The organism is Pseudonocardia sp. C8, from assembly GCF_014267175.1.
In the GTDB taxonomy this organism is placed as follows: domain Bacteria; phylum Actinomycetota; class Actinomycetes; order Mycobacteriales; family Pseudonocardiaceae; genus Pseudonocardia.
Window position 1 is genome coordinate 628,639 of sequence record NZ_JACMTR010000002.1, and the last position, 14,519, is coordinate 643,157.

The window sequence follows — 14,519 nt, forward strand, 5'->3', positions numbered from 1 at the left end:
AGGCTAACCTGCACCGCACGCCGGGGACAGGCCTTGCAGCCGATACCGTGGTGGTGTGACCATCCCACGTTCCGCCTCGGCTCTCGACGCTGCCTCCGCCATCGGAAGCGACGCCGTGCCCGATTCCGCGGGCCGCCCCGAGCTGCGCAACGTCGCGATCGTCGCGCACGTCGACCACGGCAAGACCACCCTCGTCGATGCCATGCTGCGCCAGTCCGGCGCCTTCGGCGAGCGCACCGAACCCGTCGACCGGATCATGGACTCCGGCGACCTGGAGCGCGAGAAGGGCATCACGATCCTCGCCAAGCACACCGCGGTGCGCTGGCACGGATACACGATCAACGTCGTAGACACCCCCGGGCACGCCGACTTCGGCGGCGAGGTCGAGCGCGGCCTGTCCATGGTGGACGGCGTCGTGCTGCTGGTCGACGCCTCCGAGGGCCCGCTGCCGCAAACCCGGTTCGTGCTGCGCAAGACCCTCGCCGCCCACCTCCCGGTGATGCTCGTGGTCAACAAGACCGACCGCGGCGACGCCCGGATCGCCGAGGTCGTCGACGAGTCCCTGGAGCTGCTCCTCGAACTGGCCGACGAGCTCGAGCTCGACGAGTCGGTCACCGCGCACCTGCTCGACCTGCCGGTCGTCTACGCCTCCGGCCGCGCGGGCAAGGCGTCCCGGCTGCGCCCCGCCGACGGCGAGCTGCCCGACTCCGACGACCTGACCCCGCTGTTCGAGACGCTGCTCGACGTCGTCCCGGCGCCGGCCGACGACCCGGACGCGCCGCTGCAGGCGCACGTCACCAACCTCGACGCGTCGAGCTTCCTCGGCCGGATCGCGCTGTGCCGGGTCCGGGCCGGCGTGCTGCGCCGCGGCCAGCAGGTCGCCTGGTGCCGCGAGGACGGCACCACCCCGCGCGTCAAGATCACCGAGCTGCTGCGGACCGAGGCGCTGGACCGGGTCCCCGCCGACGAGGCCCGAGCCGGTGACCTCGTCGCCGTCGCCGGGATCGCCGACGTCACCATCGGCGACACGCTCGCCGACCCGGAGCGCCCCGCCGCGCTCCCGCGGATCGCCGTCGACGAGCCCGCCATCTCGATGACGATCGGCACCAACACCTCGCCGCTCGCCGGCCGCGACCCGGTCCCGGGCAAGAAGCTGACCGCGCGCCTGGTGAAGAACCGGCTCGACGCCGAGCTGGTCGGCAACGTCTCGGTCCGGGTGCTGCCGACCGAGCGCCCGGACACCTGGGAGGTCCAGGGCCGCGGCGAGCTCGCGCTGGCCGTGCTGGTCGAGACCATGCGCCGGGAGGGCTTCGAGCTCACCGTCGGCAAGCCGCAGGTCGTCACGAAGACGATCGACGGGAAACTGCACGAGCCGTTCGAGCAGCTCTCGGTGGACGTCCCCGACGACAGCCTCGGCGCCGTCACCCAGCTGCTCGCCGCCCGCAAGGGCGAGATGGGCGACATGGTGCACGGCGAGGGCCGGGTCCGGATGGAGTTCCGGGTCCCGTCCCGCGGTCTCATCGGGTTCCGCACCGAGTTCCTGACGATCACCCGCGGCGCCGGCATCGCCAGCCACGTCTTCGACGGCTACGGCCCCTGGGTCGGCGAGATCCGCACCCGCAGCAAGGGCTCGCTGATCGCCGACCGCTCCGGCCCGGTGACCGCCTACGCGGTCGACCAGCTCGCCGACCGCGGCACCCTGTTCGTCGGCCCGACCACGATCGTCTACGGCGGCATGGTCGTCGGCGAGTACACCCGCGCCGAGGACCTCGAGGTCAACATCTGCCGGGAGAAGAAGCTGACCAACATCCGCTCCTCCACCGCGGACGAGCTGGTCAAGCTGACCCCGCCGACGATCCTGTCGCTGGAGCAGTCGCTGGAGTTCTGCGCGGCCGACGAGTGCGTCGAGATCACCCCGCAGAACGTGCGGATCCGCAAGATCGAGCTGGACCCGAACCTGCGGGCCCGGGCCCGTTCGCGGGCCAAGGCGGCGGCGAACGCGGCGAAGTGAGACCGGGGGCGGGCCGGCTCGGGGGCGGCGGCGATACTGCCGGAGTGACCGCACGTCGACCGTTCCGAGCGCTCCCCGCGCTGCTGCTGGCCGGCCTGCTGGCGCTGACCGCGTGCTCCGCGGACCCGCAGCCGGCGCCCCCGCCGGAGCCGGCACCGCCGACCGAGCCGGTCACCAGCCCGACCCGGGTGGTGGCCGGGATCGACGAGCTGGGGCCGGGGTTCAACCCGCACCTGCGCTCGGACCAGTCGCCGGTCACGACCGCGATCGCGGCGATGGCGCTGCCCTCGGTGTTCCGGCCCGACGCCCAGGGCGTGCCCCGGCTCGACCGCACCGTCGCCACCGACGCGAAGGTCACCTCGCAGAGCCCGTTCACGGTCAGCTACGAGCTCAACGTCGAGGCCGGCTGGTCGACCGGGGCCCCGATCGCCGCCGAGGACTTCGTCTACCTGTGGCAGCAGATGCGCAGCCGGCCCAACACGATCAACGCGGCCGGCTACCGGGAGATCATCGACGTGCGCTCGCGGGCCGCGGGCAAGGCCGTCGACGTCGTCTTCGCCGAGCCGTACCCGCACTGGCAGGAGCTGTTCGACAACCTGCTGCCGGCGCACCTGCTCAAGGATGCGCCCGGTGGCTGGACCGCGCCGTTCCGCAACGGCGTCCCCGCATCGGGCGGCCCGTTCCGGCTCATGCAGGTGGACCGGCTGCGGGGCGAGGTCCTGCTGGCCCGCAACGATCCGTACTGGGACACCCCGTCGGTGGTCGACGAGATCGTCCTGCGCCGCATCCCGCCGAACACGCTGCCGACCGCCCTGCAGAGCCAGGGCATCGACCTCGCCCTCCCGGACGCCCGGCCGGACGTGACCCGGGCCCTCGACGTGCTCGCCCGCTCGCCGGAGCCGCCGACCGTGCAGCGCGGCCCGCGCCCGGCGGTCCAGCAGCTGTCGTTCCGGACCCAGGACGGGCCGCTGGCCGACCCCCGGGTGCGCGAGGGCGTTGCCGCGTCCCTGGACCGGGACGCGATCCGGGAACGGGTCAACCCCGGCTCCGTCGCCGCCGACGCGTTCGGGCTCGCCCCCTCCGACCCGGGGTACGCGCCGACCGCGCCCGCCGGCGCGCCCGGCCGGCCCGACCCGGCGGCCGCCGCCGCGGCGTTCACCGAGGCCGGGTACGTGCGCGGCGCCGACGGCCGCTGGTCGCTCGGCGGGCGGCCGCTGACCGTGGTGGTCGGCGCCGGGGCCGAGCGCAGCGAGGACGTCGAGGTCGCGCGGGCGGTCGCCGAGCAGCTGGAGGCGGGCGGGATCGGTGCGACCGTCGTCGCCCCCGCCACCCCGGAGCTGCTGACCAGCGCGGACGTGCCGCCCACGCCGCCGACCACGACCGCACCGGCGCCCGGCGCCGGCGGCGCTCCCACCACCACCACCCCGGCGCCCGGCGCCGCCCCGCCGCCCGGCGCGCAACAGCCGGCCCCGGCGCCCACGCCGGACCCGGCCACCGCGCCGACCACGACGAGCACGGCCCCCGGCGGGGGCGGCCCGGTCGCGGTGGACATCGTCGTCGCACCGCGGCCGGCGTACGGGGCGATCGGGCCCCGGCTGGACTCCGACTACGGCTGCCCGCCGGACGACGTCCCGGACGACCTGCCGGGCACGTCCTGCTTCCCGGCGCTGCAGCCGCTGCTCGACGAGCTGCGCACCGGCCCGGCGGACCCGTCGGTCGTCGTCGAGGCCGAGCGGGTGCTGTGGCGCCAGCTCCCCGCCCTGCCGCTCTACCAGGCCCAGGGACTGGTGATCAGCAACCGGGAGACCGACGCCGCGACGCACGTGACGCCCGGCCCGATCGAGACCGGCCCGATGAGCGGGGCCCGGACCTGGGCCGAGCCGGCGGGCTCGAGCGAGGTCGTCCCGACCGACGAGGCGGGCGAGCCCGAGAACTGACGCGCCACCGCGTCGATGAGTGGTACGTGTGTACCAAACAGGTTGCGAAGTGCGGTGAAGGTCTGCCGGACACCCGTGCGCGTTGTTAGCGTCCGGTCCGTCCGCGACCGCGCTCGTCGACGTGGAGGTCACCCTTTGGACACGATCGACGACGGGGCGTCGCGGTGGGGCGACGCGATTCCTAGCGTTCCTCCGGACGCGTTACCCGGCAGTACATCCGGGCGCTCGTCCCGTCCGAGCGGGTGCCACACCGGCGTGCACCCCACCGATCTCGAGAGGCACGTTCGACGATGAGAATCAAGGCGGCGGCCGCGGTCGCGGTGGCGGGCGTGAGCGCCCTGCTGCTCAGCGCGTGCGGCGTGGGGGGCGGCGGTGGAGGCAGTGCCACCGCCAGTGGCAACTTCGCCGACTGTCCCGCGAACGTCAACACCTGCAACGCCGTTCCGGCGGACCAGCTGCAACGGGGCGGTACGATCACGTTCGCGATCGAGAAGAACATCCCGAACTGGAACGTCGTCTCGGCCGACGGCAACGTGTTCGAGACCGGCATGGCCACCCAGGCCTACCTGCCGGCCGCGTTCAAGACCCAGCCGGACCTCAAGCTGGCGCTCAACACCGACCTCATGGTGTCCGCCGACCTGGTCAACCCGACCACCATCGTCTACAAGATCAAGCCCGAGGCGGTCTGGAGCGACGGGACGCCGATCAGCGCCCAGGACTTCATCTACGCCTGGAAGATGCAGAGCCCGGCCCGGTGCCCGGACTGCTCCACCGCGGGCAACGGCGGCTGGGAGCTCGTACAGAACGTGACCGCCTCCGACGGCGGCAAGACCGCGACCATGACGCTGAGCAAGCCGTTCACGGACTGGCAGAACTACTTCAGCTCCGGCCAGCCCCTCTACCCGGCCCACATCGCCGCCCAGCACGGCGACCTCAACACCCCGCAGGGCGTCGCCGCCTCGTTCGACTGGTTCGGGAAGAACCCGCCGACCTACTCCGGTGGCCCGTACGTCGTCGAGCGCTGGCAGGACAACCAGGCGCTGACGCTGGCCCCCAACCCGCGCTGGTACGGGGCGACCAAGCCCACGCTGGACAAGCTGATCATGCGGGTGATCACCGACGCCACCCAGGAGCCGATCGCCCTGCAGAACAACGAGGTGCAGGTGATCTACCCGCAGCCGCAGGTGGACATCGTCCAGCAGCTCCAGCAGATCCCGAACGTCTCCCAGCAGCAGCAGCTCGGCCTGACCTGGGAGCACTACGATCTCAACCTGCGCAACCCGGCCCTGCAGGACAAGGCGCTGCGGCAGGCGATGTTCACCGCGGTGAACCGGCAGGACATCATCGCCAAGACCGTCGGGCAGTTCAACCCCGAGGTCGGGCCGCTGAACAGCCTGATGTTCCTGCCCCAGCAGGAGGGCTACACCGACAACATCGCGCAGACCGGGCTCGGCTCGGGCGACGTCGAGCGGGCCAAGAAGATCCTCACCGACGCCGGCTACACCGGGGTCGGGCAGGCGCTGGTCGCCCCGGGCGGGAAGCCGGTGCCGGCCATGCGGATCCGCTACACGGTCGGCAACGCCATCCGGCAGAACGAGAGCGAGCTGTTCGCCGGCTACATGCGTCAGCTCGGGATCAACGTCACCGTCGAGCCGACCGACGACCTCGGGACCACCCTGACCGCCGGTGACTACGACATCATGGTGTTCGCCTGGGTGCAGTCGCCCGCGCCGTTCGCCAACGCCCAGCAGACGTTCCTGTCGACGTCCGGGAACAACTTCGGCCAGTACAAGAACCCGGCCACCGACAAGCTGCTGACCGAGGCGGCGTCCTCGGTGGACAAGGCGGCGGCCACGGCGAAGCTGAACGAGGCGGACCGGATCATCCTCGGGGACGCCTACGTCCTGCCGCTGTACCAGAAGCCGGTCCTGCTCGCGACGCAGAACGGCGTCGCCAACGTGCGGAGCAACGCGAGCCTGAACGGGCCGATGTACAACGCCGGGGAGTGGGGCCTCCGCACCGGCGGCTGACCCGGCCCGGCCGTCCCGGCCGCCCCCGCGGCGGCCGGGACGGCGAAAGGACTGCACATGCTCATCTACGCCGTGCGCCGGATCGTGGTCTCGATCCCGATCCTGCTCGTGTCCTCGTTCGTCGTGTTCTGGCTGGGGACCCTGTCCGGGAACCCGCTGACCCCGCTGATCCTGCGCAACCCGCCGCCCCCGCCGCACGTCCTCGCCGCCGAGGCGGACCGGCTGCACCTGAACGAACCGCTGGTCCCGCGGTACCTGTCGTGGCTCGGCGGGGTGCTCCGCGGCGACTTCGGGCCCTCGGTCATCGCCACCCAGGACATCGGCGCCGAGCTGGGCGCCCGGTTCTGGGTCACCATGCGGCTGATCATCGTCGCGATGGTGATCGCACTCGTGCTCGCCGTCCTGGTGGGCGTCTACACGGCGGTGCGGCAGTACTCGAAGGCCGACTACACCGCGACCTTCCTCGGGTTCCTGTTCCTGGCGATGCCGTCGTTCTGGCTGGCGATCCTGCTCAAGCAGGGCGGCATCGACTTCAACACGATCGTCGGCGACCAGGTCATCTACACCATCGGCGCGTCGTCGGTCCCGGCGCCGCCGGGCTTCCTCGCCCGGGTCGTGGACATCGCCGGGCACCTGGTGCTGCCGACGATCGCCCTCGCGCTGATCTCCTACGCCGCCTGGAGCCGCTTCACCCGGGCGTCGATGCTCGAGACGCTGAACTCCGACTACGTGCGGCTCGCGCGGGCGAAGGGCCTCTCCCGGCGCACCGTCATGTTCCGGCACGCCCTGCGCACCGCGCTGATCCCGCTGACCACGGTGACCGCGCTCGACGTGGCGACCATCCTGGGCGGTGCGGTGATCACCGAGCGGGTGTTCCAGTGGCGCGGGCTGGGGGACTTCCTGATCGAGTCGATCCGGCAGTTCGACACCTACGCCGTGACGTCCTGGCTGCTGGTCTCGGCCGCGATCGTGATCGCGTTCAACCTGGTCGCCGACCTGCTCTACGGCGTCCTCGACCCCAGGATCCGCTATGCCTGACGCCTCGACCACGCACCGTGCCGGGTCGGCGCCCGCCGCCGTCGCGGGCGCGGCCGACGACCGCGAGTTCACCGTCGCCGAGCGCAGCCAGGGCCGGCTCGTGCTGCGCCGCTTCCTGCGGCACCGGGCCGCGATGGTCAGCCTCGTGGTGCTGGTCGGGCTGATCCTGCTCGCCTACGTCGGCGGGGCGCTCTGGCGCTACGACGTCGGCGAGATCACCCCGGACAACTCGGCGGCCCCGTCGCTGCAGCACCCGTTCGGCACCGACGCCGTCGGCAAGGACCAACTCGCCCAGGTGCTCGGCGGCACCCGGATCTCGCTGCAGGTCTCGGTGATGGTCGCCGTGCTGGCGACGCTCGTCGGCACGCTGTGGGGCTCGGTCGCCGGGTACTTCGGCGGCTGGATCGACACGCTCATGATGCGGATCGCCGACCTGGTGCTGACGCTGCCGCTCATCGCGGTGGCCGCGATGCTCGCCCACCACTTCGGCGGGACCTGGTACCTCATCGGGCTGGTCATCGCCGGCCTGTACTGGGCCTACGTCTCCCGGGTCGCGCGCGGCGTCGTCCTGTCGCTGCGGGAGAAGGAGTTCATCGAGGCGGCCCGGGCGCTGGGCGCGTCGAACTCCCGGATCATCCTGCGGCACCTGGTCCCCAACGCGCTCGGCTCGATCTTCGTCAACCTGACGATCCTGGTCGCGTTGGCGATCCTGCTGGAGACGGCGCTGTCCTACCTGGGCTTCGGCGTGCAGACGCCGGACACCTCGCTGGGGCTGCTCGTCTCGGAGGCACAGACGGCGCTGACCACCCGGCCGTGGCTGTTCTACTTCCCGGGCCTGTTCATCATCACGATCGCGCTCACGATCAACTTCATCGGCGACGGCCTGCGTGACGCGTTCGACCCGCAGCAGACGAAGGTGCGCCAGTGACAGCAGCTACCCCCGAGGCGGTCCTCGAGGTCTCCGGGCTCACCGTCACGTTCCCGAGCGACGAGGGCCCGGTCCGCGCCGTCCGCGGTGTCGACTACCGGCTCGGCCGCGGCGAGGTGCTCGGCATCGTGGGCGAGTCCGGGTCCGGCAAGTCCGTCACCTCGCTCGCGGTGATGGGGCTGCTGCCCCGCACCGCGCAGGTGACCGGCGAGATCCGGTTCGACGGCCGCGACCTGCTCACCCTCTCCGAGCGTGAGCTCAACACGGTCCGCGGCGAGCGCATCGCGATGATCTTCCAGGACCCGATGACCTCTCTGAACCCGGTCTACACGGTCGGCTACCAGATCGAGGAGGCGGTGCTCGCGCACCGCGACGTGTCCCGGGCCCGGGCCCGGGAACGGGCGGTCGAGCTGCTGGAGCTGGTCCGGATCCCGAACCCGGAACAGCGCGTCGCGTCCTACCCGCACGAGCTGTCCGGCGGCATGCGGCAACGCGTGGTGATCGCGATCGCGATGGCCAACGACCCGGACGTCATCATCGCCGACGAGCCGACGACGGCACTGGACGTGACCGTCCAGGCCCAGGTCCTGGAGGCGCTGCAGGCCGCGCAGCGGTCGACCGGCGCCGCCATGGTGCTGATCACCCACGACCTGGGGGTGATCGCCGGCCAGGCGGACCGCGTGCTGGTCATGTACGCGGGCAAGCCGGTCGAGGTCGGCGGCGTGGAGGACATCTTCTACCGGCCGCGGATGCCCTACACGCTGGGCCTGCTCGGCAGCCTGCCCCGGCTCGACCGACCCACCGAGCGGCTGACGCCGATCCCGGGATCCCCGCCGTCGGTGGTCGCGATGCCGCCGGGCTGCCCGTTCACGCCGCGCTGCCCGCTGGCCACCGAGATCTGCGGCCGGTCCGAGCCGGAGCTCGCCGAGGTCGGCGACGGGCACCGCGCCGCGTGCCACCACTCGTCGCAGGTGGACGGTGCGGCGCCGCAGGACGTGTTCGGTGCGGACCCGGCCCGTGGCGAGGCCGAGGATCAGGCCGCGGTCGGAGCGGAGGGCACCCGGTGAGCCACCCGGCGGACACGGCCACGACGACGGCGCTGCTGTCGGCCCGCAACCTGGTCAAGAACTTCCCGATCCGCTCCGGCGGCCTGCTGCGCCGCACCGTCGGCACCGTCCAGGCGGTCAGCGACGTCTCGTTCGACATCGCCGAGGGCGAGACCCTGGGCCTGGTCGGCGAGTCCGGCTGCGGCAAGTCGACGCTGGCCCGGGTCGCGCTCAACCTCGTCCCGGCGACCTCGGGCGAGGTCCGGTTCGGCGACCAGCGGATCACCGGGCTGTCCGGGGCACGCATGCGGTCGCTGCGCCGGCAGATGCAGCTGGTGTTCCAGGACCCGTACGCGTCACTGGACCCGCGGATGCCGGTGAGCGAGCTGATCGCCGAGCCGCTGCGGATCCACGGCTGCTACGGCGACGGCGGCCGGCAGCAGGTGCGCGACCTCATGGCGACGGTCGGGCTGCGCCCCGAGCACGGCAACCGCTACCCGCACGAGTTCTCCGGCGGCCAGCGCCAGCGCATCGGGATCGCCCGCGCGCTCGCGCTGGCGCCCCAGCTGATCGTGCTCGACGAGCCGGTGTCGGCGCTGGACGTGTCGATCCAGGCGGGCGTGCTCAACCTGCTGCAGGAGCTGCAGGGCGAACGGGGGCTGTCGTACCTGTTCGTGTCGCACGACCTGTCGGTGGTGCGGCACATCGCCGACCGGATCGCGGTCATGTACCTGGGCAAGATCGTGGAGACCGGGCCGGCGGCCGCCCTGTTCGGGGCTCCCGGGCATCCCTACACGCACGCCCTGATCTCGGCGATCCCGCTGCCGGACCCGCGCCGCGAGCGGGCCCGGGAGCGGATCACCGTCGTCGGGGACCTGCCCAGCCCGGCGGATCCGCCGTCCGGCTGCCGGTTCCGCACCCGCTGCCCGAAGTTCGCGCTCGAGCTGACCCCCGACGAGCAGCAGGCGTGCGTCGAGACCGAGCCCGCCCTGGTCGACCGGGGCGCCGGGCATCCGGTGGCGTGCCACTACGCGGAGGCGCGCTCGCTGCTGTGAGCGCTGTGAGCGGGGTCTTCCGGTCGGCGGCCCGCGGCCGGTGGGACACTGGTCGGCGTGTCGCTGGTGCTGGGGATCGAGACGTCGTGTGACGAGACCGGGGCGGGCCTGGTCCGGGACGGGGTGCTGCTCGGTGAGGGCCTGGCGTCGTCGGCGGACGAGCACGCCCGCTTCGGCGGGGTCGTCCCGGAGGTCGCGGCCCGCGCACACGTGAGCGCCGTGGTGCCGATGGTGCGGGCGGCGATCGAGGCGGCCGGGGTGTCGCCGTCCGACGTGGACGCCGTCGCCGTCACCGCGGGACCGGGCCTGTCCCCGGCCCTGCACGTCGGCGTCGCCGCGGCGAAGGCGTACGCGACGGCGCTGGACGTCCCCCTCTACGGCGTGCACCACCTGGCCGGGCACGCCGCCGTCGACGTCCTGGAGCACGGGCCGCTGCCGGAGCGCTGCGTCTGCCTGATCGTCTCCGGCGGGCACACCTCGCTGCTGTCGCTGTCCGACCTGGCCCGCGACCCGGTCGAGCACCTCGGCGACACCGTCGACGACGCGGCCGGCGAGGCGTTCGACAAGGTCGCCCGGCTGCTCGGGCTGCCCTACCCGGGCGGGCCGTCGGTGTCGCGGGCCGCCCTCGACGGGGACCCCGCCGCGATCGCGTTCCCCCGGCCGATGACCGGGCCGCGCGACGCCGTGTTCGGGTTCTCCTTCTCCGGGCTGAAGACGGCCGTGGCCCGGCACGTCGAGGCCGCGCAGGACGCGGGGCGCCCGGTCCCGGTCGCGGACGTGGCGGCGTCGTTCCAGATGGCCGTGGTCGACGTGCTGGTGCGCAAGGCGCTGCGGGCCTGCGCCGAGCGGGGCGCGGACACCCTGCTGATGGTCGGCGGGGTCGCGGCGAACCGGGTGCTGCGCACCGAGATGGAACGTGCCTGCGCGGACGCGGGGATCACCCTGCGGGTGCCGGCGCCCCGGCTGTGCACCGACAACGGCGCCATGATCGCCGCGCTGGGGGACCTGCTGGTGCGGGCCGGGATCGAGCCGGCCGGGCTGGCGACGACGGCGGTGCCCACGGTGGCGCTCACCGGGGCGTCGGTCCCGGTGCCGGCCGCGACCGGCGAGGCCGCGGACTTCCCGCTGCCGACCACCGTCGCGGAGCGGGCGAGCAGCGCCCCGTAAGCTCCGCCGGTGTCTCCCGCCCGACCGTCGCCCGGCCGCCGCCTGCTGCTCGTCCACGCCCACCCGGACGACGAGACCCTGACCACCGGCGGCACCATCGCGCGCTACACCGCCGAGCCGGACACCGGTGTCACCGTCGTGACCTGCACCCTCGGCGAGGAGGGCGAGGTGATCCCGCCGGAGCTGGCCGAGCTCGCCCCGGACCGCGGTGACCAGCTCGGCGGGTACCGGACCCGTGAGCTGGACGGCGCGCTCGCCGCGCTCGGCGGCCCGGACCACCGCTACCTCGGCGGTGCCGGGCGCTGGCGGGACACCGGGATGGTGCTCGCCGGGCACGGCACCCGCGCCGCGCTGCCCCCGGACCTGCACCCGCGGGCGTTCGCCGCGCCCGCGGTGTTCGGCACCCAGCTCGCCCAGCTGCTGGAGATCGTCGACGAGGTCCGCCCCCAGGTGCTGGTGTCCTACGCCGACGACGGGGGCTACGGGCACCCCGACCACGTCCGCGCGCACGAGCTGACGGTCGCCGCCGCGGCCGCGCGACCGGACGTCGTCGCGAAGCTGTACTTCACGGTGCGCTCGGCCGCGCTGCTGGCCGACGGGCTGGCCGAGCTGCTGCAGGCCTGCGGCGGGGACCCGGCACGGACCGGGCTGCGCTGGCCGGAACCCGACGAGCACCCCGGGCACGACGCCGCCGCCGTCACGACCCGGCTCGACGTGTCGGCCCACGACGACGCGCGGATCGCCGCCATGCGGGCGCACGCCACCCAGATCGACGTCCGGACCGGGGACGGGTGGGCGGCGTTCGCGATGAGCAACACGATCGTCCAGCCGTTGCTCGGCGTGGAGGAGTTCGTGCTGCACGGGGCGGACCCGGAGGAGATCATCGAGACGGACCTGTTCGAGGGGGTGGAGCCGTGAGCGACCCGACCCGGCTGCCGTTCGCCGGGCTGCTGCTGCTGATCTCGGTGCTGCTGGCTGCCGTCGAGCTGATGTTCCAGATGCTCTACATCGGGCCGGTGCCGGTCCCGGTCGGGACCGTGGTCGCCGTCGTGTCGCTGCCCTGGCTGGTGCACACGACGGTCACCGAGATCTCCCCGACACCCGCCGGTGCGGCCGCGCCGCTGCTCGTCTGGTTCGTCTCGGTGCTGGTGCTGGGCATGCTGGGTCCGGGCGGTGACGTGCTGCTCCCCGGCACCTGGCAGTCGCTGCTGTTGCTGCTGGCGGGGTCGGCGGCCGGCCTGCACGCGTTCCGCCGGGCCGTCGAGAACCTGGCCGGTGGGCCGAAGGGAGTCCGGTGATGATCGGGAAGATCTCCGACGAGCAGATCGTGACCGTGCTGCGCCCGTTCGTGCGGGCCACCCGGCCGGTGCTCGACGGGCTGCGCGAGTCCGACCCGTTCGGCCTGCGGGCCCGGGTGACGCCGGACGGTGCGGGCGCCCGGGACGTCCCGCCGGAGGAACGCTCGCTCGCCGACAAGATCCTCGACGCGCTCGCCTCGGTCCAGGTGCCCGGGACGGCGGCCTGGGCCCGGATGGACGTCGACGCCCGCGCGCACTGGTGGGTCTACCGGGTCGGCCGGTTCACCACGTTGATCGCCGCGATCCCCGGCCTCGGCGGCGCGCTGGCGCGGACGCTGCCGGTGTCCGATGCCGTCGGCGCCGCGGGGGAGGGGCTGCTGCTGGTCGCGCTGGCCGGTGAGCACGGCGTCCGCGACGAGGACCGGCTGGTGGAGCTGCTGGCGGCGGTGCTGTTCCGGCGTGAGCTCGCCCTCGGCGACCGTGCCCTGACCCCCGCGGAGGACGCCGCCGCCGACGCCCGCGCCTCGGAGCTCACCGGGGACCTGGCGGAGTCGGGGACGCGCGCGACGCTGAAGAAGGTCGGCGCCGCGGTCTGGCGGCTCGGCCGGGCGCTGTGGTCGGTCGAGGAGGAGCTCGACAAGCGGCCGCACGGACGCTTCTACCACGAGTGGCTCGGGATGCTGCCGGTCGTCGGGGTGCTCGGGAAGTACCTGGGGGAGTGGTCGGGTCTCAAGCGCGCGGCCCGCGAGGGCCGCACCTGGCTGGACCGGCACGGGCTCGCCGCCCGCCCCGGGGCCTGATCAGCCCGGTTCTGTCCGGCCGGGCACCAGGTAGTGCGACCGGTGGTGCTCGGACCAGCCCTCCCGCGCGTACAGGGCGCGGCCGCCGGGATTCCCGGTCGCGACCTCGACGACGGCGTGCCGGGCGCCGCGGGCGGCGGCCCAGGCGAGCGCGGCGCGGGTGAGCCGGGTGGCGAGCCCGCGGCGGCGGAAGCGGGGCAGCACGGTGAGCCGGCCGAAGTGCACGTGGTCGCCGACCACCGCGGCGCGGACCGCCGCGACCGGGCCCTCCTCCGGGTCGTCGAGCACCCCGAACCCCACCACCTCCGGCACTCCTCTGCTCTGCTCACCGGGGCGCGCGGGGGCACCAGCACGGGCCGCTTTGCTCTGCTCACGAGGGCGCACCGGACTCGCCGCATTGCTCTGCTCACCTGGGGGCGCCACCCCGAACGGGCCGTCACCGGTCAGGACCGCCAGGGCGGGGGAGCCCGCAGGGAAGGGGCCCTCGCCGGTCACCGCCCACCAGGCCGCGGTCGGGCGGGCCGGCCAGTCGGGTGCCGCCACCACGGGTTCCACGCCGGTCACCAGCACCAGGCTCTCCCCGTCCCCGGCCGGCAGGACCTGCCAGCCGGCGTCGAGGACCCGGTTCGACCACGGCGAGCCCACCGGGGCCTGCACGCGCGGGGCGATCCCGTGCGCGGCGGCGAACGCCTGCACCCGGGCGAGCGCCTGCTCCACCGGCATCCCGGGGTCGCCGAGGGCGAGCGCGGAGTTCGCCCGCTTCGTCCAGCCCCCGGCCGCACGCAGCACCCAGCCGCCGAGGTCCTCGCGGACCGGCGCCGGCCAGGCCGCGGCCCGGACCCGTTCGAGCTCCGCCACCGCGGCCCGGGAGGCCCGCCGCGCCGGTGCCGGCGGCACCTCGCGGACGGCGACGATGGCGTCCCGGGCCACCCGCACCGGCCCGGTCCGGGTGTGGACGGTCACCGTCCCCGGCTCCTCGGACGTGAGGTTCCCCACGGCGTCGGTGAATCTCGGGCCCGGCGCACCGTCCGGGGCGATCCGGTGCCGGAGCGCGACCCGGCGTCCCAGCAGCTCGTCCAGCATGGCGCCGACCACCTCACTCCTGCCCCACTCCGGGGCGAGGGTTAACCTGCGGGAGTCCCAGTTTGACCGGGCACCCCACCACCACACGATCTCCGGGTGCCCGCGGCCCGAGTGGAGGACCACCGA

12 protein-coding genes are annotated in these 14,519 nt (G+C 73.8%); 11 read left to right on the top strand and 1 reads right to left on the bottom strand.

The annotated features are described in order from the left end of the window. Nucleotides 1-55: 55 nt before the first annotated feature. From typA to H7X46_RS03745, 11 genes are all read left to right on the top strand, one after another. Nucleotides 56-2,011 carry a translational GTPase TypA gene (gene typA, locus H7X46_RS03695; protein WP_370588592.1) on the top strand — a complete coding sequence of 652 codons (1,956 nt, stop codon included), beginning with the start codon at nt 56-58 and terminating at the stop codon, nt 2,009-2,011. A 44-nt stretch (nt 2,012-2,055) separates the two neighbouring features. After that, on the top strand, nt 2,056-3,948 hold the full coding sequence (locus H7X46_RS03700; protein ID WP_186358062.1) for an ABC transporter family substrate-binding protein: 1,893 nt from the start codon (nt 2,056-2,058) through the stop codon (nt 3,946-3,948). 290 nt (nt 3,949-4,238) lie between these two features. Next, the gene (locus H7X46_RS03705; RefSeq protein WP_186358063.1) at nt 4,239-5,978 is read left to right on the top strand and encodes an ABC transporter family substrate-binding protein; all 1,740 of its coding nucleotides are present in this window, start codon (nt 4,239-4,241) and stop codon (nt 5,976-5,978) included. Nucleotides 5,979-6,035: 57 nt separating this feature from the next. Beyond that, nucleotides 6,036-7,016, top strand: coding sequence for an ABC transporter permease (locus H7X46_RS03710; RefSeq protein WP_186358064.1), 981 nt, complete (start codon nt 6,036-6,038; stop codon nt 7,014-7,016). After that, nucleotides 7,009-7,944, top strand: a complete 936-nt coding sequence (locus H7X46_RS03715; RefSeq protein ID WP_186358065.1) for an ABC transporter permease — start codon at nt 7,009-7,011, stop codon at nt 7,942-7,944. Before H7X46_RS03710 ends, H7X46_RS03715 begins: the two co-directional genes overlap by 8 nt. Further along, nucleotides 7,941-9,011 carry an ABC transporter ATP-binding protein gene (locus H7X46_RS03720; protein ID WP_186358066.1) on the top strand — a complete coding sequence of 357 codons (1,071 nt, stop codon included), beginning with the start codon at nt 7,941-7,943 and terminating at the stop codon, nt 9,009-9,011. The genes H7X46_RS03715 and H7X46_RS03720 overlap by 4 nt, the downstream gene beginning before the upstream one ends. Then, nucleotides 9,008-10,045 (top strand): ABC transporter ATP-binding protein, encoded by a 1,038-nt coding sequence (locus H7X46_RS03725; RefSeq protein ID WP_370588593.1) that lies wholly within the window; start codon nt 9,008-9,010, stop codon nt 10,043-10,045. Before H7X46_RS03720 ends, H7X46_RS03725 begins: the two co-directional genes overlap by 4 nt. A 57-nt stretch (nt 10,046-10,102) precedes the next feature. Further along, nucleotides 10,103-11,212, top strand: coding sequence for a tRNA (adenosine(37)-N6)-threonylcarbamoyltransferase complex transferase subunit TsaD (gene tsaD, locus H7X46_RS03730; RefSeq protein WP_186358067.1), 1,110 nt, complete (start codon nt 10,103-10,105; stop codon nt 11,210-11,212). Nucleotides 11,213-11,221: 9 nt separating this feature from the next. Continuing rightward, entirely contained in the window at nt 11,222-12,130 is a 909-nt protein-coding gene (gene mshB / locus H7X46_RS03735; RefSeq protein ID WP_186358068.1) for an N-acetyl-1-D-myo-inositol-2-amino-2-deoxy-alpha-D-glucopyranoside deacetylase, read from the top strand. Then, nucleotides 12,127-12,510: a hypothetical protein gene (locus H7X46_RS03740; protein ID WP_186358069.1), complete on the top strand. Its 384-nt coding sequence runs from the start codon at nt 12,127-12,129 to the stop codon at nt 12,508-12,510. Before mshB ends, H7X46_RS03740 begins: the two co-directional genes overlap by 4 nt. After that, nucleotides 12,510-13,310 carry a hypothetical protein gene (locus H7X46_RS03745; RefSeq protein ID WP_186358070.1) on the top strand — a complete coding sequence of 267 codons (801 nt, stop codon included), beginning with the start codon at nt 12,510-12,512 and terminating at the stop codon, nt 13,308-13,310. The genes H7X46_RS03740 and H7X46_RS03745 overlap by 1 nt, the downstream gene beginning before the upstream one ends. Here H7X46_RS03745 and H7X46_RS03750 read toward each other — a convergent pair whose 3' ends face one another. After that, nucleotides 13,311-14,393: an N-acetyltransferase gene (locus H7X46_RS03750; protein WP_186358071.1), complete on the bottom strand. Its 1,083-nt coding sequence runs from the start codon at nt 14,391-14,393 to the stop codon at nt 13,311-13,313. It abuts the gene before it with no gap. Between the last annotated feature and the right edge of the window lie 126 nt (nt 14,394-14,519).